Below are 24,461 nucleotides of genomic sequence, written 5' to 3'. Positions count from 1 at the left end.
ACCTGTTTTGCTGACAACAAAGGTTTCTTGGAGCTTCAATAGTTTTATCGGACACCAATAAGTAAAAACATTGTTTCCACAGCATACACATACTGACAAAAGAAGACTTGCAGAAATTGGCAAGTCTTACCTTTGCCGGCTTCCGCCAGGAACTCTCCTCCTTAGGAGGGGCTGAGGGGCTTAGAACCCGCCAAAGCCACCACCCATCGGGGGACGACCGCCACCAGATGAACTGCCACCGCCAGCAGGACGGTCACCCGGACGAGGTCCCATACCCGGACCACGACGGTCGAAACCAGGACCATCCTTAGGTTTCGGCATAGCATTCTTACCTCCAAAGAGGTTCAGACGGTAAGTAGCACGCAGCATGATATAGCTGTTGATGCTGTTGTATTCCGTATCTGTGCGGCTCACGGCATTGATGACACGTGAGAGATTGCTCTGCTGATGAAGGATGTCATAGAACTGCAGACTTAACGTGAGGGCATTGTTACGCAGCAAGCTCTGCGAAATCTGCGCATTCCAAAGCATTTCATTCGTATTCAGCGAGGCATCACTGTAACCACGGCGGCTGTTCTGATGAAGGTCAGTCGATATGCTCATGTTCCACGGAAGGTTCAGACTCAACGTACCACCGTAGGCAAACTGCCAGGTGCGCAGGTTGCTGACACTCTGCAGGTTGTTCTTTGTACGGGTATGGTCTACTGACCCGTCCAGCTCCAGTTCCAGCCATGAGTTGCGGTAACTACCTGCAAGACGCTCGCCCAAGGTCAGCGATTTCGTGACATTCTTCTCCAGACTGCTTGCCATGTTCAGCTGTAGATAACTGACATAGCGGTTAAAGTTGGCACGTGTAAAGGTGTGAATGTTCCATACTCCGGCTGAGTCAATGCTCCTGTTGTACATCAATCCTGCATCAGCATCCCAGTTTCCGTTCACGTTGACAGGGCGGACAGTACGTGCACCGCTCGCTGCATCGTAGCTGACACTGTTGCCGATGGCATTACGTGTACTTGAGAAATTGGCGAAAGTCATCAGTGCCTGGGCGTATTTCTGCTTGTAGGTGTTATAGAACAGACGGAAACGATTGGTAAAGGCAGGCTTCAGTCCCGGATTACCAACTGATATGTTCTGCGGATCGGTATTGTCGACAATACTGAGCAGCTGGCTCATTGTAGGCTGTGACACCGTTCCTTTATAATTGATACGCAGGTTACTCTGCTCGCCGAAGCGGTAACGGAAGTCGAAGGTAGGACTCCAGTTCACCACCGTACGTGCTGTATCGACATGCACACTAAGGTAATCCTGCATGTAGGTAGAACGCTGTGGCTGCAGCATCACACCCACATTCATCTTCCACTTGTTGCGAATCATTCGCAGCATCATCTGCATATCGTGTGTATAAGTGCGATACTCGGAGTACCGGCTGAGGTTATCATCAAGATAGCTGTTCAACGGATTGGTCAGTAGACCAAGATAATATCCCACGAACGGTAAGCAGGCTGCAAACCGCTGAACGTCCCAGAGGGCAGAGAAGAGAGGTCGTAGGTATCACGGTCACTCTTGGAAAAACCATACTTGAACTGATAACTGAACTGCAGATAGGTCTTCCGCGCTATCGGTTCGCTGTAAGTAGCCTGCACGGCATAGTCCCAGCTCTTCGTAGGCATGAGATTGAAGCGGTAAGCCTGATAGGTGGAATCATTGCCGAGAGTGTTGCGCAGCTGGTAATATTGTATATCTTGGGTTGAGAATGTCTTGGAATCAGCATCGCTATAGTTGCCGTCCATTCTCAACGTAACGTTCCGTCCGTTCGATGACAACTTTCGGTTCACCTGCAACATAGCACCCAATGACTTACTGTCACCGTATGTTATAGTCATATTGCGCTGTGTATTCACCATCTTGCCCAATGCTTTCAACTGTGTGATAGAGGCATCCGACAACGGATCATCTACCGTTTCGTAAGGGTCAGAGTTATAGGCAGCTGATGTACTTACCGTCTGTCCGTCGCTCTTGCTTAACTGAATATTCGGGCGGAACATGATGTTCCATACTGAGTCGGGACGCCATTCCAGACGGAATCGTCCATCCCACGAGTTGGTTCTTGTGTATTGCTGGGAGAGACGGTTGGAGAAAGAGCCCTGCTGTGCCACGAAATTCTCAGCCGCCACACGGGTATTCAGGTCACCATCTGCATGGTTCCAGCGCACGCTACCGTCCCATTGCAGCGTCTTTCCGTTGTCATAATTCATATTCAGACCGACCATCTTCGTCGCATTCAGTCCCTGCCGCACACCGCCGAAGCCGCCACGTGGACCGCCGCCGAAGCCCATGTCATTGACATTATTCGCCGAAACAAAGCCCATCATACGGAACTTGCTGTTGAAATAGGCTGCCATACCACGCTCTGAATAACGGTTCTTTGTTCCGATACCGAGGTCGATATTCGAGAAAAGACCCTTGTTCATTCCCGGCTTCACACCGAAGTCGAGTACTGTCGACTCATTACCATCGTCGATACCCGTCACACGAGTAAGGTCACTCTTCTGGTCATAAGCCTTTATGGTCTGTATGATGGACGTAGGCAGATTCTTCATGGCGGTCTTGGTGTCACCCACCATGAACTCCTTTCCATCAACAAGAATCTTCTTCACTTCCTTTCCGTTGATTTTTATCGTTCCGTCGCTCGACACTTCTGCACCGGGAAGTTTCTTTACAAGGGCTTCGATGGTCGACCCTTCCGGAACACGATAGGCAGAGGCATTGTACTGGAATGTGTCAGCCTTCACAACAACCTTCGGTGCACTTGCCACCACTTTCACCTCCTTCAGCGTACGGGCTTCTACATGAAAGTCTAACTGCCCCACCGATACATCCTGCTCGTTGGCAATCGTAACATTCTGGAAGATGGTCTTATACCCTACATACGATTCCTTCAGAATGTATCGTCCGTTTGCAGGCGCAGTCACCTTGAAGTTTCCGTTGTCGTCTGATGTGGCACCGACAACATAACTACTGTCCTGCTTCAACAGCTGGACAACAGCAAAGGGTACTTTCTCTTTTAACTCTCCGTCATAGAGCGTACCCGTTATGGTTCTGTTCTGTGCCAACATTGTCATCGAACCTGTCAGCAGAAGGACAAAAACAAACAATCTTTTAACCATAACATACCTTTCTTCTATTCTAAATCTTAACGAAAAATATGATGCGGAAAAACATATAAGGTTTAATCAGAAGAGAAAAAAATCAAGAGAAATAACATCCTTTCACGTATAATTCTCTTTATAACACACCTCTTTGGGCTTCATCCATTAAATGCGTGGATATTCATCATTATGCTTGTTTAAAAACTGTCATTATGTATCTTTGCAGTGACCCGAACAATCTTTTGTAATAATATTTCAAACCGTGAAATCGAACTGATGGTCTTTTAGCTTTGAAAATACGCCCAATTGGCTTCGAAAAGACGCCCTTTTGAGGTCTTGTTAACGCCCTTTTGAACCCTAACTAACGCTCTTTTGAAACACCGTTGTGCAAACATCTGATTCTCTGCGGGTTACAACGTTACTGAAATCCGTCATTTTTGCACTTCTTTTTGAGCCTGACGACCGCACAGTTGTCAAGATATTTCAAATGCACTTCTTTTGTATCTCACAGGGTACAAGCGAACAGGCAAACAAGCCCATTGTAGTTTAACAACAGATTGTGGGTTAAAAGATTATCAAAGGGCAAGGTGCTAAGAGTAAAGGCGCATCCACGAGGTCCGTAGGGTAACAATAGTATTCATACCCCTCCCTTTTGGAAAGGAGTTGGGAAGAAGCACGACTTCACTGTGAAAAAATCGGGACAGACAAGGGCAGTTCAAAGATGCTTGTCTACACCAAGACTTTCTCCTTCAAGTTTCCACTGAGTATCAACAGCAATTCAATTAACGCCTAACTACAATCCAACTAACGCCCTATTGAAGGTCAATTAACTCCCTATTGCAATGCAACTAAGCACCTTTTCTTGCACGTCTTTGTAATCGTTTGATAATCTGATGGATACAAACCCACTTAAAAAAGCAATATTTCTTCATCTTTTTCACCAGTAATGAAAGAGCATGTTAAGCAACATTCCACATCATCTTACATCTCCTTTTTTGTTTTTCATCTGTACAATCAGTTCCAATTAAAACTTTATTCATAACTTTGCATTCAGAAACGGACAGGCTGTCTTTGCGGAATGGCAATGCAAGAAACAGACTGGACGCCCCCAGACAATACATTTTTTTTCAGAGAAAACAACCAGATAAAGATGCTTCATTATATCAACACGGATATCGTCTTTCAGGAATTTCCCGATGAGGTGACGCTTGCCATCAACATTTCAGGATGCCCATGCCACTGCCCGGGCTGCCACAGCAGATTCCTGTGGAGTGACGAGGGCAGCGACCTTACTACGGAGGTACTTTCCTCGCTCATCCGTGAGGCAGAAGATACTATCACCTGTGTGGGCTTCATGGGGGGCGATGCTGACCCGACTGCAGTAGACACGCTTGCCGAACACGTCCTGCATTGTCACCCAGGACTAAAGACAGGATGGTACACGGGGCGTACAGCCATATCGCCACTCATTAACCAACAGCACTTCAATTATATAAAAGTGGGGCCTTATCTCCGCCATCTCGGCGCACTGAACTCCCCACGTACCAATCAGCGCATGCTTCGCCGACGCCTTGATGGCAGTTTTGAAGATATTACTTTCCGCTTCTGGAAATAACTGTCTGACTGCAGCCTATAAGAACGCCCTTGGTTGAAAAGATTTTTCCTCTTCTTCCTCCGCTTCTCTGTGTGCCATATTATGTAGCTGGCTACTTTATCACTCCATATTTCGGAAGACCCCATATTAAGACAGAATGAAGAAAATGAACAGCAGACAGAATGACAGATGAACTGGTTAAGGCAGATTGAAGAAAATGAACAAAATGACAGGTAGAAAGGACATAAGAACAGATTAACAAATCTTAGCCTGACCACACGGGTATCCCGCATGGTGGAACAAGTTACAACCCGTGAAGCAGCTGGACAAATGACTTGTTTACTCAAAAAATCGTCAACTTAAAATAAAAAAGCGGCATCCACCAAGGGATACCGCATAAATGACTCCCCCTCTCGCTGGGGAGAGAAGGAAGACCACGAGGGTCAGTAATATGTTAAGCCTCAAAAGCGAACTTTATCCTAACACAGCCCCTCCCTTCAGAGGGGCTTGGGGAGGCTTTAATCCAACTCCTTCAGCTGATCGGCAACCTCATTGTTGATACGCTCAGCGAAGGCTTCCATTGTCATAGTAGCCTGTTCGCCACCGCCCTGCTGACGCATTGATACGAGACCTTCGGCTGCCTCTTTCTCGCCGACGATGACCATGTAAGGTACGCGCTTGAGCTCGTTGTCGCGAATCTTGCGGCCAATCTTCTCGTTGCGGTCGTCCATGATCGAACGTACGTCGTGTGCATCGAAGTATGCCTTTACCTTGTGGGCATAGTCGTTGTACTTCTCAGAGATCGGGAGGATAGCAATCTGATCAGGTGTCAACCAGAGTGGGAAGTGACCTGCTGTGTGCTCGATGAGAACGGCTGTGAAACGCTCGAGCGAACCGAATGGTGCACGGTGAACCATCACTGGGGTCTTCTTTGAGTTGTCCTCAGCGGTGTATTCGAGCTTGAAGCGGTTAGGGAGGTTATAGTCTACCTGAATAGTTCCGAGCTGCCAACGACGTCCGATGGCATCCTTCACCATGAAGTCGAGCTTAGGACCGTAGAAAGCAGCCTCGCCAAGCTCTACACGAGCCTGAAGCCCCTTCTCAGCACAAGCCTCCTTGATGGCAGTCTCGCTCTCTTCCCATACGTCGTCAGAGCCGATGTACTTCTCCTTGTCTTCTGGGTCGCGGAGCGAAATCTGTGCCTCATAGTTATCGAAGCCGAAGGTCTTGAACACCTTGAGAATAATGTCGATATTGTTCTCGAACTCTGCCTTTACCTGTTCAGGGCGCACGAAGATATGAGCATCATCCTGTGTGAAGGTGCGAACACGTGTAAGTCCGTGAAGCTCACCGCTCTTCTCGTAGCGGAACACGGTTCCGAACTCAGCGATACGCAGTGGGAGATCTTTGTAAGAACGTGGCTTGTGTGCGTAGATCTCACAGTGGTGAGGGCAGTTCATTGGCTTGAGCATGTACTCTTCGTCCTCCTCCGGTGTGTGGATTGGCTGGAAAGCATCCTTGCCATAGTGCGCATAGTGACCAGATGTTACGTAGAGGTTCTTGCCACCGATACCCGGTGTGATTACCTCCTGATAGTTGTAAGGACGGAGGAGACGACGCAGAAGGTCCTGCAGGCGCAGACGCAGCTGTGTACCCTTTGGCAACCAGATAGGAAGACCCTTACCGACACGGTCAGAGAACATGAAGAGTTCCATTTCCTTACCAATCTTACGATGGTCGCGCTTCTTTGCTTCTTCGAGCATTACGAGGTATTCGTCGAGCATCTTCTTCTTTGGGAAGGTGATACCGTAGATACGTGTCATCTGCTCGCGCTTAGCATCGCCACGCCAGAAAGCTCCGGCAACGCTGGTTATCTTGATTGCCTTGATAGCACCTGTAGAAACGAGGTGCGGACCACGACAAAGGTCGGTGAAGTTACCCTGTGAATATGTTGAGATGGTGCCATCTTCGAGGTCTTCAACGATGTGCTCCACCTTGTATTCCTGTCCGTCAGCAGTGAATTCCTTTACGGCATCAGCCTTTGAAATGTCACGACGGAGAACCTGCTCGTTCTTCTTTGCAAGCTCGCGCATCTTCTCTTCAATCTTTGGGAAGTCGTTCTCAGAGATTGTCTGTCCCTCTGCTGGCATCACGTCATAGAAGAAACCGTTTTCAACTGCTGGACCGAAACCAAACTGAATGCCTGGATAGAGTTCCTGCAGAGCCTCGGCAAGGAGGTGGGCAGAGGTGTGCCAGAAGGTGTGCTTACCTTCTTCGTCATCGAACTTATAAAGTGCGATGCTTGCGTCCTCGTTGATAGGACGGTTGAGTTCTGTTGTTTCGCCATTTACACCGCAAGATACAACGTCACGGGCGAGAGCCGGCGAAATGCTCTCGGCGATTTGAAAACCAGTTACGCCCTGCTCGTATTCACGAACGGAACCGTCTGGGAAAGTGATTTTAACCATACTACAAATTAGTTTTATAAATCAAATATTGTGGCAAAGGTACGACTTTTAATTCATAATACATCAACTAAATTTCAAAATTCAAAGTTCAAAAATCATAATTATAATCACTTCGATAATTCAAAGTCCAGAATTATGAAGACCTCATGCCTATTTACCCTGTTACTATGTCTTTTTATCCTGCCTTTCCTTACAACGTCTCCCACCTTCTTACCCTGCCTAAAGACAAAATCGAACTGTGAATTAAAGTCAAAACTATCACTCTATTGTATATTTTACAAAATATTATTTGTCAGCTTACCACAAAATTACTACCTTTGCAATAAGTTTACATTAAGTTATCTGTACATAACCAGATGATTTATTGAAAAATAACATAATATCTTTAAGTATAAACTGATAACTTCTTATTATAGTGGATTCAGCATACAACAAACTTATCGCACTGGGCATCCGTCCATCAATTCAGCGCGTTGCAATCATGAAATATCTGATTTCTCACCATACTCATCCTACGGTGGAAGAGGTATTCGTCGCTCTGAAGAAGCAACTGCCGACGGTGAGCCGCACAACAGTATATAACACACTGAGAATGTTATCAGAACATGGCGCAGCATCAATGATTACCATTGATGACCACCGTGTATGCTATGATGGCATTACCGAACCACATGCGCACTTCTTCTGCAAACGCTGCGAGAAGGTTTTTGACTTCGAGGCAATGGAGATGCCACGCTATACTGGCGAGATGGGCAAGGGATTCAGAATTGATGACACCCAGCTCTATTACAAGGGCATCTGTCCCAAGTGTCTGGAGGCTATAAGCCAGGAAGAGGAACTGAACTGACAGCCTCGCTCACAGGCTGCAAGGCGTTTGCAACCACCGGCATAGCCGGAGTGTATTCCGGAACTTTAGCCGCCCATCACACAAGATGACGATGAGGGCCGACAAGCCCTTTTAAATACAAAAACATACAAGAAACATTATGAAGAAGAAATTTATCTGCACCGTTTGTGGCTATATCCACGAAGGTGAGGAGGCACCAGAGCAGTGCCCAATCTGTAAGGCTCCAGCAAGCAAGTTCAAGGAGATGACAGAAGACGACGTAACCGAGTTCGCTACCGTACATGAATTAGGTACAGCTTACAAGGACAAGGTGTCAGAGGAACTCATCGAGCACTGCAAGATGACATTCGCCGGCGAATGTTCTGAGGTAGGTATGTACCTCGCAATGGCTCGCCAGGCTGACCGTGAGGGCTATCCTGAGGTGGCTCGTGCTTTTGAGCACTACGCTTACGAGGAGGCTAACCACGCAAGCCGTTATGCAGAGCTGCTCGGCGATGTACTGAAGGACACCAAGTCAAACCTCATGGCTCGTATCGAGGCCGAGAAGGGTGCATGTGCCGAGAAGTTCGAGATGGCAAAACTTGCCAAGAAGGAAGGCTCTGACGCTCTCCACGACACCATCCACGAGATGGCTAAGGACGAGGCTCGCCACTGTGCAGGCTTCGTTGGTCTTTACAACCGCTACTTCAAGTAAAAGAATTAAGACGCTAACAGAATAATTCTCTGTAGCTCTTTATCTCTACGGACGCACAAATTGTGCGTCCTTTTTTTGTTTCTATAAATAACAATCATACCTATAAAACGCATTTGTCACATTCGGAAATATCATTACAAAAAACCTGCTTAAAGCTGATTTTTACTCAAAAAGAGCACGATTTTGCTACAGTTGCAACTCCCACTAAACCAAATAGTTAGAAAACAATACAAGAAAAGGTGCTTAATTAGACCTCTAAAGGGCGTTAGTAACACGCCAAAAGGGCATCTTTAAGAAGTCAAAAGGGCGTCAATTCAACTCCAATTAAGCATCAAATAAAATCAAGGATATGATTTTTATTTACAAAAAGAAGATAAGTTTCTTTATTCATCTAATACCATATTAAACTTTAGTTACAACTACTATATTACAAAATACAAATAGAAACCATAAAAAGCGATTATCATTACAATAGACATATTTACAATATACGAACTACTTTTCAAAATAAAACTTTGTAAGAAAGAAAGCACATCACCTTTCATACTACTAAAAAGTTTGGTAGTTTCAGTTGTTATTTGTATCTTTGCAGGTATTTAGAAAATAAGCAAAACAAATAGATAATATGGCAAAGAAATTCGCCGAGCACAAGGGACTTGACCTTGTAAGCACAAACCAGGAAATATTGAAAGAGTGGGAGAAGAAAGATATCTTCCACAAGAGTATTGATGAACGTGAGGGTGAGCCGCAGTTCATCTTCTTCGAGGGACCTCCATCAGCTAACGGTCACCCCGGCATTCACCACGTGCTGGCACGTGCAATCAAGGATACTTTCAACCGCTACAAGACTATGCAGGGTTTCCAGGTTCTTCGCAAGGCGGGTTGGGATACTCATGGACTACCTGTAGAATTAGGTGTAGAGAAAGAACTGGGTATCACCAAAAAGGATATTGACAATCACGCATCAGATAAATATATTTCAACTGAAGATTACAACCATAAGTGCCGTGAGAATGTGATGAAGTTCACTGCTGAATGGCAGCAGCTGACAGAAGAGATGGGTTACTTTGTTGATATGGAGCACCCATACATTACATACGACAATAAATATATTGAGACCCTGTGGTGGCTTCTCAAGCAGCTCTACAACAAGGGCTTGCTGTACAAGGGCTATACTATCCAGCCTTATTCACCAGGTGCAGGTACTGGTCTGTCAAGCCATGAGCTGAACCAGCCAGGCTGCTATCGAGATGTAAAGGACACTACCGTTACAGCACAGTTTGCTATCCCTGCTGACGACTGGAAAGCATTGACAGAGAAGGCTGACCTGCCAAAGGAAACATGGGGTAAGCCTTGCTTCGTTGCATGGACAACCACACCGTGGACACTGCCTTCAAACGTTGCACTCTGTGTTGGTCCGAAGATTGAGTATGTTGTCATTGAGACTTACAATCCGTATGACGAAGAGAAAACCACTCTCGTAATGGCAGCCAGCCGTGTAGCTGCTTACCTCAAGTCAGAGGGTGAGATTACCGACGGCGGAGAACTGCCTGAATATGTACGTGGCGACAAGTATGTTCCTTACCGTATCGTCGGGCGCGTGATGGGTACAGAGCTTGAAGGACTGCACTATCAGCAGCTCATGCCTTGGGTAAAACCAGTTGAACAGACTGGTGCCTTTGCACCAAAGTTTGTGAATGACTATGCTGCAGCTCATCCGGAGAAGGTGTTTGCAAGCGAAGATGGTCGTGACAAGTTTGTTGAGATGGAGAGCGAGGCTTTCCGTATCATCCTTGGCGACTATGTAACAACAGATGACGGTACGGGTATCGTACATATTGCTCCTACCTTCGGTGCTGACGATGCTAAGGTGGCAAAGGATGCAAACATCCCTGCACTTTACCTGATTTCAAAGAAGGGACAGACCCGTCCAATGGTTGACCTCCAAGGTAAGTACTATACTATCGAAGAGTTAGACCGGAACTTCGTTAAGGCTTGTGTAAACGAAAAGGCATACGGTCATCACGCAGGCGACTATGTAAAGAACTCATACGACCCACGCTTCAACCCAGACGGCGTATGGGACAAGAAGGCATCTGAGAAGGCAGAAGACCTGAATATCATCCTCTGTATGGAGATGAAGCAGGAAGGTACGGCTTTCAATATTCAGAAACACGTACATAACTATCCGCATTGCTGGCGTACGGACAAGCCAATCCTTTACTATCCTCTCGACAGCTGGTTCATCAAGGACACTGCCAAGAAGGAACGTATGGTTAAGTTGAACAAGACAATCCGTTGGCAGCCGGAATCAACAGGTACAGGCCGCTTCGGCAACTGGCTTGAAAACTTGAATGACTGGAACCTCAGCCGTTCACGTTTCTGGGGAACTCCATTGCCAATCTGGCGTGACGAGAACCGTGGTGAGAAGTGCATCGGCTCTGTGGAGGAACTCTACAACGAGATAGAGAAATCTGTAGCTGCTGGTGTCATGGACAAGAACCCACTGAAGGAAGCAGGCTTCGTGGTGGGCGACTTCAGCCAAGAGAATTATGACAAGATTGACCTTCACCGTCCTTACGTTGATGATATTGTCCTTGTAAACGATGAAGGAAAGGCTATGCGCCGTGAGTCAGACCTTATTGACGTTTGGTTCGACAGTGGTTCTATGCCATACGCCCAGCTTCACTATCCATTTGAAGGTGAAATCAATGCAGAAGGGTTGAAGGCTACAGGCAAGAGCGAAGCTGAATACCGTGACCAGCTGGTACACTCATGCTATGAGGGTATAGCTGTACCACCAGCATTCTTCCCTGCCGACTTCATTAACGAGGGTGTTGACCAGACACGTGGTTGGTTCTTTACACTCCATGCTATCGCGACGATGGTATTCGACTCTGTTGCCTTTAAAAACGTGATTTCAACGGGTCTTGTGCTTGATGCCAAGGGTAACAAGATGAGTAAGCATGTAGGCAATGTTACCGACCCATTCGAGATGATGAACAAGTATGGTGCTGACCCTGTGCGTTTCTATATGATGACGAACAGCGAACCATGGGACAACTTGAAGTTCGATCCGGAAGGTGTTGACGAGTGTCGCCGTAAGTTCTTCGGTACCTTATATAATACATATAGCTTCTTTGCACTCTATGCGAATGTTGATGGCTATGATGCTACGACATGCGAGGCTGTGAAGGCTGATGCACCGGAGATTGACCGTTGGATTATCTCCAAGCTCAACTCTCTTATAAAAGGTGTCACAGCTGAGTTGGAGAACTTTGACCCGACACGTGCTGGTCGTCTTATTGACTCATTCGTTAATAACGACCTCAGCAACTGGTATGTTCGGCTGAACCGTAAACGTTTCTGGGGTAAGGAAATGAGTGCTGACAAGAAGAGTGCTTACGACACATTGTACACCTGTCTGATAACAGTTGCACGTCTGTTGGCTCCGTTCGCACCATTCTATGCTGATCAGCTCTATAAAGACTTAGGTGGTGACTCAGAGAGCATCCACTTGGATCGCTGGTCAGTAGCTGATGAGTCAGTCGTTGATGCTGACCTTGAGGCACGTATGGATATGGCACAGCGCATTACTTCTATGGTTCTCGCCCTGCGTCGTAAGGTGAACATCAAGGTTCGCCAGCCATTGGCACAGATTATGGTTCCGGCTATTGATGCAACTCAAAAGAAGCACATCGAGGCTGTAGCTGACCTTATCAAGCATGAGGTGAACGTTAAGGACCTTACTTTCGTTGAAGGTCAGGGCATCCTTGTTAAGAAGGTGAAGTGTAACTTCCGTGTCATGGGTAAGAAGTTCGGTAAGCTGATGAAGCTGGTTGCAGCCCGTATGGATGCACTTTCACAGGATGAGATTGCAGCTTTGGAGGCTGCAGGAGAATTCAACTTCGAGCTGGAAGGTCAGCCAATCAAGGTAGAGGCTGCAGATGTTGAGATTATCTCTGAGGATATCCCAGGCTGGTTGGTAAGCAACGAGGGTAACCTGACGGTAGCCCTTGAGGTTGAACTGACTGAAGAACTCCGTCGTGAAGGTATGGCACGTGAGTTGATTAACCGTATACAGAATCTTCGCAAGGAAACTGGTCTTGAGATAACCGACCGCATCTCTGTTGTCATTGAGCCTAATGCTGAGGCAAAAGCAGCAGTAGAATCATTCGGTGAACTAATTAAGACACAGGTTCTTGCCAACAATATCACACTCGAAGAGAACAATGGTACTGATGTTGAGTTTGATGAATTCAGGCTCCATATTGATATTAAAAAAGACTGATAAAAAGGGTTGGGGCGCACATACCGTGCGCCCATAAGCCAAGATTATAGTGGATGTATTAACCACACGTCCCTATAATCGGGCTTTCAACAACTTCTATAATATTACAGATTACTTTCATAACCTAATTCAATTTTTACCTTATGGAAACTAAAAAGCGTTATACCGATGAGGAGCTCGAGGAGTTCCGCTCGATAGTAAATGACAAGTTAGCTATTGCAAAGTCTGACTACGACGAGACAATGAAAATCCTGATGAATAAGAATACGAATGATGTAAACGACACATCACCAACGTATAAAGCTCTGGAAGAAGGCAGTTCTAATCAGACTAAGGAGGAATTGGTACAGATGGCGCAACGCCAGCAGAAGTTTATCCAGGCACTGCAGGCTGCGCTCATCAGAATCAACAACAAGACCTATGGCATTGATCGTATCACAGGAGAGCTGATTCCCAAGGAGCGTCTACGTGTGGTACCTCATGCAACACTGAGCGTAGCATCAAAGATGGCAAATAAAAATCACTGATGAGTAAAAAGAAAAAACAAAGTTTGACAGCCACCTTGTTGGTTATACTATTAATCGTAATTGACCAGATTATCAAGGTAGCTGTCAAACTTAACATGAATTTAGGTGAGTCAATCCATATCTTCGACTGGTTCCAGATAGAATTTGTCGAGAACAATGGTATGGCATGGGGGATGGAATTAGGGAGCAAGCTCTTCCTCAGTATATTCCGAATCATAGCCATTGGCTTCCTTATATGGTACATATCCAACCGTATCAAACAAGGAGCAAGGATGGGGTACATTGTTGTATTGTCGATGATAACAGCCGGTGCAGCCGGCAACATCTTCGATTCACTCTTCTATGGCCAGCTCTTCACGGCATCTACACCTTATTACATAGAAGGTGCCACACCTGCAACACTCGTCTCTTGGGGTGAGGGCTATGCACCTATGCTGATGGGTAAGGTGGTTGACATGTTCTATTTCCCACTTTTCCACGGTACTTTCCCCGACTGGTTCCCACTATGGGGTGGCGAGTCATTCATCTTCTTTTCACCTGTATTCAACTTTGCAGACTCCTGCATTTCCGTGGGTGTCATCACCATCATCCTTGCTTTCCGCAAGGACTTCAACGGCTGGGTGCCTGCCAAAGACAAACAAGTCATTGGCAACGAAAATATAGCTGATAGTCAGAAAGTAGACAATGAGAAATAAACATCTTATTCGCTCATACACCGCTCTTTGCTGGTTTCTGCTTGCAGTCTTTGCTGTAAGCTGTAAACCTTCAATCCCATCAGAGTATATCCAGCCTTCAGAGATGGAAGATATACTCTATGACTACCATCTGGCAATGGCAATGGCAAACCGTGACGGCTATACAGATGTCAGACAAAAAGCATTCAAGCTCGCTGTAATGAAGAAACATGACGTGTCGGAAGAGAAGTTCGACAAGTCGCTTCAATACTATATGCGGCATACAGAAAAGCTACACGACATCTATATTGACCTCAGCAAACGCCTTGAGAACGAGGCTCGTTCACAAGGTGCATCAGAGACTGAACTGGCTCAATACGGTGACATCGCTTCAAAGGGAGATACCACTGACATCTGGCGAGGCAGTCGCTCATTGATACTTTCACCATACGCTCCTGTCGACCGTGAGACCTTTGAGATAAAAGCAGACTCATCCTTTCACAAAGGCGACCGCCTTCTCTTGAGTTTCGACTCACAGTTCATCATACAAGATGGTATGCGTGATGCTGTTATCGTAATGGCTGTTACCTATTCAAATGACAGTACCATCACACAATACCAGCACATCACGTCCGACTCACATCAGACAATGACGATTGATGCAGGGGATTCACTGCGCATCAAGAACATCCGTGGCTATTTCCTCATGCTGAAAGGACAACAGTCTACGACAACCTTCAAGATGCTTACTCTGAGTAACATTCATCTTGTCCGCATGCACATCCGACGCCAAGCATCTGTCCAGGCATCCGATTCTCTAAAGAACTCCGACCCAATCCGTACGATTGGCGGCGACCCTGTCAACCCGCAAGCTGTTCCTGACCAGCCGGCAGACCCGCAGACAAGAACACCTGCTGATGCCATGAGGGAACGGGGAATACCTGACAGCCCCAGAAATGACGAATGACAGCAAGATGCCTATAAGACGTATCGGAGCCAACATCATTGAAACGCCTGAAGGAATAATAGAACAAGGAATAGTTGTCATTGAGGACGGTATTGTCCTCGACACCTACCCATTCACTGATGAAGAGCCCATGACAGAATGGACTATAGGGATGATTACCATACGTCTTGACGACAATGGTAAGCCCAGAGCCTACAAAGACGATAAGCTACTGACATGATTCTGGTGCCACCTTCAAGGCAAGCAAAAGACATACATATTTAAAAGAAAGAATCTGATAGCCAATGAGTTTGTTGTTGAATATTTTATTATCCGTACTACCTTTCGGTTCACCAGTCCACGTTCCTGTGCAACTGGCGGGCAACTTTGGCGAGCCCCGACCCAACCACATCCATGGAGGTATTGACATCAAGACTGAGCGTGAAGAAAATCTTGGAGTCTATTCCATTGCCGACGGCTACATTTCGGGGGCTGTCATTGAGAAATACGGCTATGGACATGCTCTCTTGGTCACGCATCCCAATGGATACACCAGCTATTATCTACATCTCAACCGCTTCTCTCCGCAGATTGAAGCTGCCGTGCGGAAATGGCAATATCAGCACCAGCAATTTGCCTGTGACATTAAATTTCGACCGGGAGAATTCCCTGTAAAGAAAGGACAATTCATTGCACTTAGTGGTAATACGGGCTCATCCCAAGGTCCACATATCCATTTGGAGATGCACAAGACCAAGGATAACAATCTCTGTGACCCTCTCAATTTCCTCAAGTCTATCATAAAGGACAGGACAGCCCCAGCAGTCTATGCCTTCAAGTCCTATCCTCAACCGGGCGAGGGTGTCTTCCAGCATACTTCTGAGTCACGTATCTTTACCTTTGACAAAGGATATTTCCACGCATGGGGAAAGGTGGGCTTTGGCGTGAGAGCCAACGACCACATGGACTCCGTATATAATAATTATGGTATAAGATATACGAAACTCTATTGTGATAGCAAACTTGTTTTCGCTTCGGATGTGGACAATTTCCCAACAAGTTGCCACAGAATGGTAAACTCGTGGGGTGACTATGACCACTTCCTCTCAACGAGAATCTGGTTTATGAAGTCATATATCGAGCCCGGCAATACTATTCCAATCTTTCGGACAGGGACTAATAAGGGTATCATCAACTTCAACCAGCGACGCGATTACCGCCTGCGATACGTACTGAGCGACATCTTTGGCAATCAGACAGTGAAGGAGTTCACCGTACGTGGAGAGCCTGAAGCCATCCCGAAGCCATCCCATCCGGAAGGAGCCACCCCACTCTATTATGCCAAAGAGAACCAGTTTGAAGCTGACGGAGTACGGCTGAATATTCCGAAAGGTTTACTTGCAAAGAACAGCTGGCTACAGCTACAGCACGGCTTTACGGGAAATTCACTGTCAAAGTGCTATAGCTTCTCCAAAGCAGCCTTGCCTTTGTTCAACTATGCCCAGCTAAGCATCAAGCCAACAGGTAAGATACGCAATCCCGAGAAACTGTACATTGCCATGCGTTCCAGCATGAATGCAGATACGCCAGCAGCCTATTGCGGTGGAACGTATGCTGACGGATGGGTTACGGGACTGATACGTGAGCTGGCATGCGTATATTTCATTGCCTCCGACGAGACCTCACCAACAATTACAGAAACGAGCCTCAATCCACGCAGCCTTATCTTCAAGATAACGGATACAGAAAGTGGCTTGAAAGAATACAAGGCTTATCTGGACGGAAAATTCATCCTGTTGAAGTTCGGAAAGAATAAGGAAGTATTCTTCTGCAACCTCGCCGACACACCAATACGTCCTACCGGCAAGGAACGGACGTTGAAAGTCATTGCAACAGACAACCGCAACAACAAACAAGAATATCTGACTAAAATAAAGTATTAACAATTAAATTGCAGATTATGAAAAAATCATTTGCAACACTGTTCTTCCTGACAATGATTACGTATGCCAATGCGTGTACCAACTTCATTGCCACAAAGGGAGCTACAAAGGACGGTTCCGTCCTCGTGACTTATACCGCTGATGATTACGGCCTGTTTACTAACCTGTGCCATTATCCTGCCGGAACACACGCAAAAAGCGACCGACGTGAGATAATTGATTATGACACGCATGAGAGCCATGGCTTTATCCCAGAGGCTGCAGTAACATACAATGTGATTGGCAACATCAACGAGTATCAGGTAAGTATTGGTGAAACAACCTACGGCGGTCGTGAAGAAATGGTTGACAAGGCGGGTATCATCGACTACGGTTCACTGATGTATCTCGGACTGCAGCGTAGCAAGACCGCCCGTGAGGCTATCAAGGTAATGACCTCACTTGTTGAAACCTACGGCTATAACTCTGGTGGTGAGACTTTCACCATTGCCGACCCTAATGAGGTATGGCTGCTTGAAATGCAGGGCTGTGGAGGCGACAAGAAACAGAAGGTTGTATGGGTTGCCGTACGCATCCCAGACGGAATGATTTCTGCCCATGCCAACCAGAGCCGCATCGGACAGTTCTCAACTTATGACACAGAGGTTATCACATCCAAGAACTGTATCAGCTTTGCACGTTCTAAGGGATGGTTCACCGGAAAAGACAAGGAATTCAACTGGAAAATGACATACGCTGCACCCGACTTCGGTGGTCGACGCTGGTGTGAAGCTCGTGTATGGAGTTATTTCAATCACTTCAAGGATATGTCACGCTGGTTACCATGGGCATTGGGTAAAGACCCTAATGCTGAGGACATGCCGCTTTGGATTGTACCAGACACGAAACTTGATGTTGCCAAGATGGAAGATTGCATGCGTGACCACTATGAAGGTACTCCGCTGTCACTCGATCAGGACATTGCACAGGGTATCTGGAACTCACCTTACCGCCCCACTCCACTCAAATTTGAAGTAGATGGCAAAAAATGTTTCAACGAGCGTCCTATTTCAACACAGCAGACAGGCTTCTCCTACATTGCCCAGCTCCGTTCATCGCTGCCACGTGAGATAGGTGGAATCATCTGGTTCGGTAACGATGACGGCAATATGGTTGCCTACGTGCCAATCTATTGCAGCAATACTCGCCGTGCCGAGTGTTTCAACACACCGGGTGCTGATGCTGTCACCTTCTCTGACAAGAATGCCTTTTGGGTATGCAACTGGGTCAGCAACATGGTTTACCCACGCTACTCCCAGCTTTTCCCAGCCTTGAAAGAGGTGCGCGACTCTCTTGACAACTCTTACTTTGCCGCACAGAAGGAGGTAGAAGCCAAGGCACAGGCACTCTATGCCACCGATAAGGAAGCTGCCGTGAAGTATCTCAACGACTACTCTGTACAGAAGAGTGACGAGATGATTGCACGCTGGCGTCAGTTGGCAACTTACCTGATTGTGAAATTCAATGATATGGCTGTCAAGCCAGAGAAGGACGGAAAGTTCCTGCGCACAAAGACAGGTCTTGGCGAGCGTGTTCAGCGTCCTGGCTACAGTGATTATTTCAAGCGTGAACTGATCAAGCAGACTGGCGATAAATTCGTTATGCCTAACCAATAAACTGGCTTTATTCTAAAACATTCCCTCCTATACAAACAGGGAATCATACAGACAAATTGTAGGGACGCACGGTTTTGTGCGTCCCTATTCTTTTATTATCAGATGAGTTTTGTCTTAAAAATTCAACACCTTAAATCGTATTGGTGCTTAATTGCACTCCAACTAAGCACCAATTGACGTCCAATAGATGCTTAGTTGAAGCTCAAATAAGGCTCAATTGAAGCCTAAGTAACCACACCTATATTAGTGCAGCTTTATAATCTGCTGATAAAGTTATAGTTACAAACAAATAAGTCTCTCTTATTTAACAATGATTTCCATGCAATACTGGCTATTAACTTTGTAAGGAAAATTCAGACATGGAAAACGTGTGTTTTCCAAATTCAATATGAAAAGAGAAAGACGATATGAAGACCTGACCTTACAAATCATTCATACCATCCTATCCAGTGCTCACTATAAACCAAATCATTAGAGGATTAAGAAAGACTGGACTCACAAATCATTTCCCCCATTATTCCCATTCGTTGATAATACCATTGTCAGGGATTGCCAATGATGTTACCTGTGCGACCTTACCGGTTTTCACCAAGAAAAAAATCCGACACATATCTTCTTAAAACAAAGAAAAGTTCATTCGTTAAATGCGTGGACAATTTTCGTATAGCTTTAATCCAAATCTCATTGGGCCACAATGTTCATAATTCCTACTTTTGTGTTGTTTCCTAACATCTTTTAGTTTCTTGTCGGTATCTTGTCTGTCTTTGTAACTTGACGTAGCCCGCTACGCCTGCGTTGCAAAAACAGGCAATCTGTTCGACAACAAAACAAAATCTGTTTAGGCTCTAATGACCGATATGGGTCTAACGGAAGAACCGAAGTTATTTATTAAACAAAAAACATAGCCAAGACGGTCTTGACTACCTATTTTATTTTCAACCTCCGACGCAGAAAACTTCTTCATGTCAATACGTTGGAAATCCGTAGATAATGATTTGAAAAATCATGACATAATTTCGGACAAAACACCTACAGATAAAGGCAAAAACACGTGTAAAAAGCAAGTTTACAACCAACAGTAAATCAGTTGGTTATAAAGTCGTGCAAGAAAAGGTGCTTAATTGGACTTCAAAAGGGCGTTAGTTAGACCTCAAAAGGGCATCTATTGCAAGTCAATTGGGCGTCTTTTAGAAGCCAAAAGACCATGTGTTAGCTTTGAAGTGCATGAAAATAGTTTACAAACATTGAGCAACATGGGAATAAGCCGTTTGTAGAAGGCGGAAAGACATAGTAACAGGTAGACATCGTGTTTATTTACCTTTTCTGCATTTTATCTTGTAGTTTATCCCCTCCCTTATGAGACCATCTGATTTTGTATAGTCATACCATGCAGGTGTACAAACCTTTATTCTGTTTCCAATCTACGCATTTAACAGAAGAACCAAAAAGGGTGTATCAACAAGTGACACACCCTCAATATATATTATGGTATAAATCTCTTAGAAGAAGAGGTAACGATTGTCAACAACCTTTGCCTTGAGGATGAGATCCTGCATGAAGTTGCCGACGAGCTGCATATTCATCTGGGCAGTCTGCTGCATAGTCAAAGTTTCATCATACTTAGAACCTGCACGCATAGCCTTCTTGTCTACCTGGAAGACATAGACACCAGCGTTACCCTTTACAGGAGCCTTAGAGAACTTGCCTGCTGCAGTTCCAGCCACTGCACCGGAGAGTGCCGGCTCAACAGAACCTGTAGCCTGTACGAAAGCTGGAGCAGAGAATGTAATCTGATTTACCGTACTTACCTTTGCACCCTTTGACTGAGCTGCTGCAATTGAGTTTACACCCTTGAGCTGTGCCATGAGCTTCTCAGCCTTCTTGTCTTTCATTACCTCACGTTTAAGGATTTCCTTAACCTGTGCATCATCCCATGCACGATAGCCCTGTGGATGAACAGCTGTCAAAGCAATAACCATGAGATGATCATTGTCACCACACTCATAGAGAGGTGACATATCACCCTGCTTAGCCTCGAAGAGCCACTTGAGAGCATCACGTGTACCACGGATACCAGCAATATAGTGCTCTGCTGTTGAAATGTCATTAAGAGACTGTACGTGATAACCTGCCTTGGCAGCGTTCTTCTCAAGCTCAGTTACCGTAGTATTCTTTGCTACAAATTCCGAGAATTTGTTATAAGCATTACTACGTGTGTTCTTAGAGAAGTCAACGAGTTTCTTGATAACTGCAGCAGTTGTCTTTGTGGTCATAGCCTTCTTATCAAGTACCTGCAGGATGATATTACCCTGTGCAAGTGCAAGGTTCTGAGTAGCATTTACCTCACCATTGAGCAGTGCATTAACAAAAGTACGGTTATCCTGGCTCATTGTTGGAGCAAATTCATACTGCTGACCAGTAAACCACACCTTCTCTGCAGTCTGACCATAACGCTTTGCAAGTGCCTCAAAATCTGCACCGCCAGCCAAAGCCTTCTGAATGGAGTCAGCCTTCACACGTGCCTCGTCAGCTGTGCTTGCTGCAACCTGAATCTGACGGAACTGTACTGAGTCTGGCAACTGCTCCTTTGAAAAGACACGGATAATATTCAATGTATTGTCCTGCTTGTTCTCAGTTACGCCGGTTGTTCCCACAGCAAGAGAATCAATCTTTGAAGCAATGTCAGGATACTGCTGATAAGCCTTGCTGCTTACAGGAAGACCGATATAAGGTATCTCAGAGCCGCTCTTACTGATGATTGTTGCCGGATCAGCTGCTGTAACGAGCTGCTTCTGGAGGTCATCCATTTCCTTTACAATCTCATTGCGGTCTGCTGCACTGGCTTTAATCTGGAAATCAACGAACTTGATGTCACGTGTCTCAACATCCTGACGGAATGCCAGCTTGAGTTCCTCGTACTTCGCCTTGAGGTCGTCATCTGTAATCTTGACATCAGCATCCTTTACAGAACTGTAAGCCAACGAAGCAAGCTGCACCTGACTTTCCTCGTTGTTGTCCTTGAAAGCCATCTTAGCCTCAGCCTTATTTGAAAGCACACAGCCTGCAAGCAGTGCCTGGTACTTCTGACCAAGGAGCTGTGTACGGAGATTCTTTTCGATAAAGAGCCAGTAATCGTAGATTGCCTGCATCTGATCAAGCTGTGGTGACTTTGATGCCTTAGCCTTATTGTAACTGTCGATGAACTGCTTGAGAGCGTTTACATCGAAACGACCAGTCTGCTGGTTAACGAATGGAGTCTGAGCCAACATCGGGTTAGTACCATCATTCAACACATTCTGAATTTCCTTCTCAGTAACAGTAAGACCAACCTTCTCTGCATCAGCCTGCAGAACACGGTTGCTGACCAGCTGCTGCCAGACCTGATCCTTAACCTGATTGAGTTCCTGCTCGGTGAGGTTGTCACGTTGCATGGTAAACTTAATTGCTGACTGATATTCATCAATCAACTTCTGATAATCCTGGACACTGATATTCTCGCCCAAAATCTGTCCAATCTGCTGACGTGCCTCCCCCTTGATACCATTACAAGAGCGGAAGCCTTCCTCAGCTAAGAATGCAAACAGTGCCAGACCGATAGCTGCTACCAGTATGCCACCTCTGCTTCTGATTTTTCCTAATGCTGCCATTTTAGATTTATTATTTGATTTTAATTATTCTATTCAATATGACAAATTGCCCACAAAAATACAAAAAAAAGGGCAAGTATCATAATTTTTCATTCACAAATTATTCTGTTAAATTGACTTTAAGGCGCACGAGTTCTATTTTTGTCATAGTCTTCTTGATAATCTTGAACTCATACATCCCTACCGTAACGATTTCGTTGAGTTTAGGGAAACTCTGATAGACATGCAGCAACAAGCCACCAAGAGTCATATAATCATCGCTCTCCGGCAAGTCAAGATTGAACATTTCATTGACCTTGTCTATCTCCAGACGAGCCGAAAGGATGTACTCATTATCAGCTATCTGCTTGGCAATATACTTCGTATTGTCGTGCTCATCCTCAATATCACCGAAGATTTCCTCCACAATATCTTCCAAAGACACGATACCGCTTGTGCCGCCGAACTCATCCACGACCACACCCAGACTTTTCTTCTGCAAAAGAAAAACCTGCATAAGTTTCTGTGCTGCCATCGTCTCCGGCACAAACGGCATCTGACGGATATGTTCCTTCCAGTTCTCCGGAGCACGGAACATCTCGGAAGAGTGGATATAACCCTTGATATGGTCTATGTCGCCTTCGTAAACAACAATCTTAGAATTGCCACTTTCAATAAACATCTGCTGCAGTTCCTGCAATGTACAGTTCTCCTCAACAGCATTGATTTCCGTACGTGGCACCATACAGTCGCGCACCTTCGTATCCTGGAAGTCCAAGGCGTTCTGGAATATCTTTACTTCTTCCTCTATGTCATCCTCATTCTCGGCATTCTCAATGGTGCTCTGCACTAGATAATCAAGATCTACTTTCGTAAACGTACCGTCATTTTCTTCCTCATCCATCTTTACTCCCACCATACGCAAAAGGATACGTGCAAGGAATGTTGCAAAGCGGCTGATAGGCCACAGTATGATGAAAAAGACGTAAGCCAATGGAGCAAAGAACGTCAGCAACCGGTTAGGGTTGCTCTTGAACAATGTCTTGGGCAGGAATTCACCCGTAAAAAGAATAATGATCGTTGAGAATATCGTGTCTAAGACCACACGGGTTGCAGGCTCTTCAATACCTTTGAACAATGTTGTATCAAAGATTTGTGCAAAGAGAATACCGTAGATAACAAGGACAATATTGTTTCCCACAAGCATCGTTGAAACAAATCCATTCGGATTGTTATAGTACACGGTCAGACACTTCTGAGCAATACCGTTTTTCTCCTTGTCCATCTCTGCAAGAAGACGGTTACTCGCAACAAAGGCTATCTCCATTCCCGAGAAGAAGCCGGAGAGGACCATTGTTATTATGATTCCTATAATTAAATTTATATCCAATTTCTCTTAATGTTGATTTACTACTGAACCTTTCATATTGTCAATATGTGTGATATCAATAGATGTAAAGTCTTGGTTAGGTGCTGGCATTAATTCATCATTGGAGAAGATACCCCAACCTTTTGTCTGGCGTATCTCATAATCGGTCATCTGTTCGTCGCTGCGGAACCAGTTACCTTCCAACTCCTTGTCTGGAGTTTTGAGATGCGAGTAGCTGTATGACCACATTTCATGGTTACGCTCGTCCCAGTACAGTTCATTACTATAGAAAGTTAGACCTTGTGCCGTGAGGATTCTCACACGTCCACGAAGCTCCCAACGACGGTCCTTGTCATAATATACTGCTGTATCACACTGTATATATCCTACGACATGTTTCTTTAAATCAAACTGTGTGAGCAAGACGCCTTTATTGAATGTCCATCGTGAAGGATGCCTGTTTTCATTGATTTCAAGTTGTTCGGTGACAATGCGGTACTTGATGACACCCGAGTCTGAAATAAGCGTATTGACACCGTATGTGGTCATAACCGGAACGGAGTCACGATCATGGATGGCAGGGGCTGTGTGCTCATGCTCCTCTGAACAGGAAACCATAGCCCAGCCCGTTGTAAATAATGCAAAACCAATGAAAAGTGAATAAAGGCTTGAACGCAT

General features: G+C 45.6%; 14 protein-coding genes and 1 pseudogene. 10 read left to right on the top strand and 5 right to left on the bottom strand.

The window, feature by feature from the left end; translation table 11 throughout:
* Positions 1–180: 180 nt before the first annotated feature.
* Positions 181–3,167 (bottom strand): annotated as a pseudogene (locus ADJ77_RS07715) (outer membrane beta-barrel protein).
* A 1,132-nt stretch (positions 3,168–4,299) separates the two neighbouring features.
* On the opposite strand from ADJ77_RS07715, the gene nrdG reads away from it, so the two are divergent.
* Positions 4,300–4,764, top strand: a complete 465-nt coding sequence (nrdG, locus tag ADJ77_RS07710; RefSeq protein WP_042740778.1) for an anaerobic ribonucleoside-triphosphate reductase activating protein — start codon at positions 4,300–4,302, stop codon at positions 4,762–4,764.
* A 497-nt stretch (positions 4,765–5,261) separates the two neighbouring features.
* On the opposite strand, the gene thrS is transcribed toward nrdG, so the two are convergent.
* Positions 5,262–7,211, bottom strand: a complete 1,950-nt coding sequence (gene thrS, locus ADJ77_RS07705; protein WP_025077386.1) for a threonine--tRNA ligase — start codon at positions 7,209–7,211, stop codon at positions 5,262–5,264.
* Positions 7,212–7,626: 415 nt separating this feature from the next.
* Between thrS and ADJ77_RS07700 the strand changes: the two genes are divergently transcribed.
* From ADJ77_RS07700 to ADJ77_RS07660, 9 genes are all read left to right on the top strand, one after another.
* Positions 7,627–8,058, top strand: coding sequence for a Fur family transcriptional regulator (locus tag ADJ77_RS07700; protein ID WP_025077385.1), 432 nt, complete (start codon positions 7,627–7,629; stop codon positions 8,056–8,058).
* Positions 8,059–8,197: 139 nt separating this feature from the next.
* Complete coding sequence (locus ADJ77_RS07695; RefSeq protein ID WP_025077384.1) at positions 8,198–8,752, top strand: NADH peroxidase; 555 nt, start codon at positions 8,198–8,200, stop codon at positions 8,750–8,752.
* Positions 8,753–9,377: 625 nt separating this feature from the next.
* A complete protein-coding gene (gene ileS, locus ADJ77_RS07690) occupies positions 9,378–13,043 on the top strand; it encodes an isoleucine--tRNA ligase (protein WP_050696246.1) in 3,666 nt (1,221 codons plus the stop codon).
* A gap of 143 nt (positions 13,044–13,186) precedes the next feature.
* A complete protein-coding gene (locus ADJ77_RS07685; RefSeq protein ID WP_025077383.1) occupies positions 13,187–13,570 on the top strand; it encodes a TraR/DksA family transcriptional regulator in 384 nt (127 codons plus the stop codon).
* The gene (locus tag ADJ77_RS07680; RefSeq protein WP_025077382.1) at positions 13,570–14,265 is read left to right on the top strand and encodes a lipoprotein signal peptidase; all 696 of its coding nucleotides are present in this window, start codon (positions 13,570–13,572) and stop codon (positions 14,263–14,265) included. The genes ADJ77_RS07685 and ADJ77_RS07680 overlap by 1 nt, the downstream gene beginning before the upstream one ends.
* On the top strand, positions 14,255–15,211 hold the full coding sequence (locus ADJ77_RS07675; protein WP_025077381.1) for a DUF4296 domain-containing protein: 957 nt from the start codon (positions 14,255–14,257) through the stop codon (positions 15,209–15,211). The genes ADJ77_RS07680 and ADJ77_RS07675 overlap by 11 nt, the downstream gene beginning before the upstream one ends.
* Positions 15,201–15,431, top strand: coding sequence for a hypothetical protein (locus ADJ77_RS07670; protein ID WP_025077380.1), 231 nt, complete (start codon positions 15,201–15,203; stop codon positions 15,429–15,431). Before ADJ77_RS07675 ends, ADJ77_RS07670 begins: the two co-directional genes overlap by 11 nt.
* A 64-nt stretch (positions 15,432–15,495) precedes the next feature.
* Positions 15,496–17,133 carry a M23 family metallopeptidase gene (locus ADJ77_RS07665; RefSeq protein ID WP_025077379.1) on the top strand — a complete coding sequence of 546 codons (1,638 nt, stop codon included), beginning with the start codon at positions 15,496–15,498 and terminating at the stop codon, positions 17,131–17,133.
* 17 nt (positions 17,134–17,150) lie between these two features.
* Positions 17,151–18,788, top strand: coding sequence for a dipeptidase (locus tag ADJ77_RS07660; RefSeq protein ID WP_050696245.1), 1,638 nt, complete (start codon positions 17,151–17,153; stop codon positions 18,786–18,788).
* 1,499 nt (positions 18,789–20,287) lie between these two features.
* Here the strand turns inward: ADJ77_RS07660 and ADJ77_RS07655 are convergent.
* The 3 genes from ADJ77_RS07655 to lptC form a co-directional block, all read right to left on the bottom strand.
* Positions 20,288–22,435 (bottom strand): peptidylprolyl isomerase, encoded by a 2,148-nt coding sequence (locus ADJ77_RS07655; RefSeq protein WP_025077378.1) that lies wholly within the window; start codon positions 22,433–22,435, stop codon positions 20,288–20,290.
* A gap of 100 nt (positions 22,436–22,535) precedes the next feature.
* Positions 22,536–23,804 carry a hemolysin family protein gene (locus ADJ77_RS07650; protein WP_025077377.1) on the bottom strand — a complete coding sequence of 423 codons (1,269 nt, stop codon included), beginning with the start codon at positions 23,802–23,804 and terminating at the stop codon, positions 22,536–22,538.
* A gap of 6 nt (positions 23,805–23,810) precedes the next feature.
* Entirely contained in the window at positions 23,811–24,461 is a 651-nt protein-coding gene (gene lptC / locus ADJ77_RS07645; RefSeq protein WP_025077376.1) for an LPS export ABC transporter periplasmic protein LptC, read from the bottom strand.

Origin of the sequence: Prevotella fusca JCM 17724 (assembly GCF_001262015.1) — a bacterium.
Taxonomy (GTDB): domain Bacteria; phylum Bacteroidota; class Bacteroidia; order Bacteroidales; family Bacteroidaceae; genus Prevotella; species Prevotella fusca.
The sequence above is the reverse complement of the archived record's forward strand: the minus strand, read 5'-3'. Positions and strand labels throughout refer to the sequence as shown.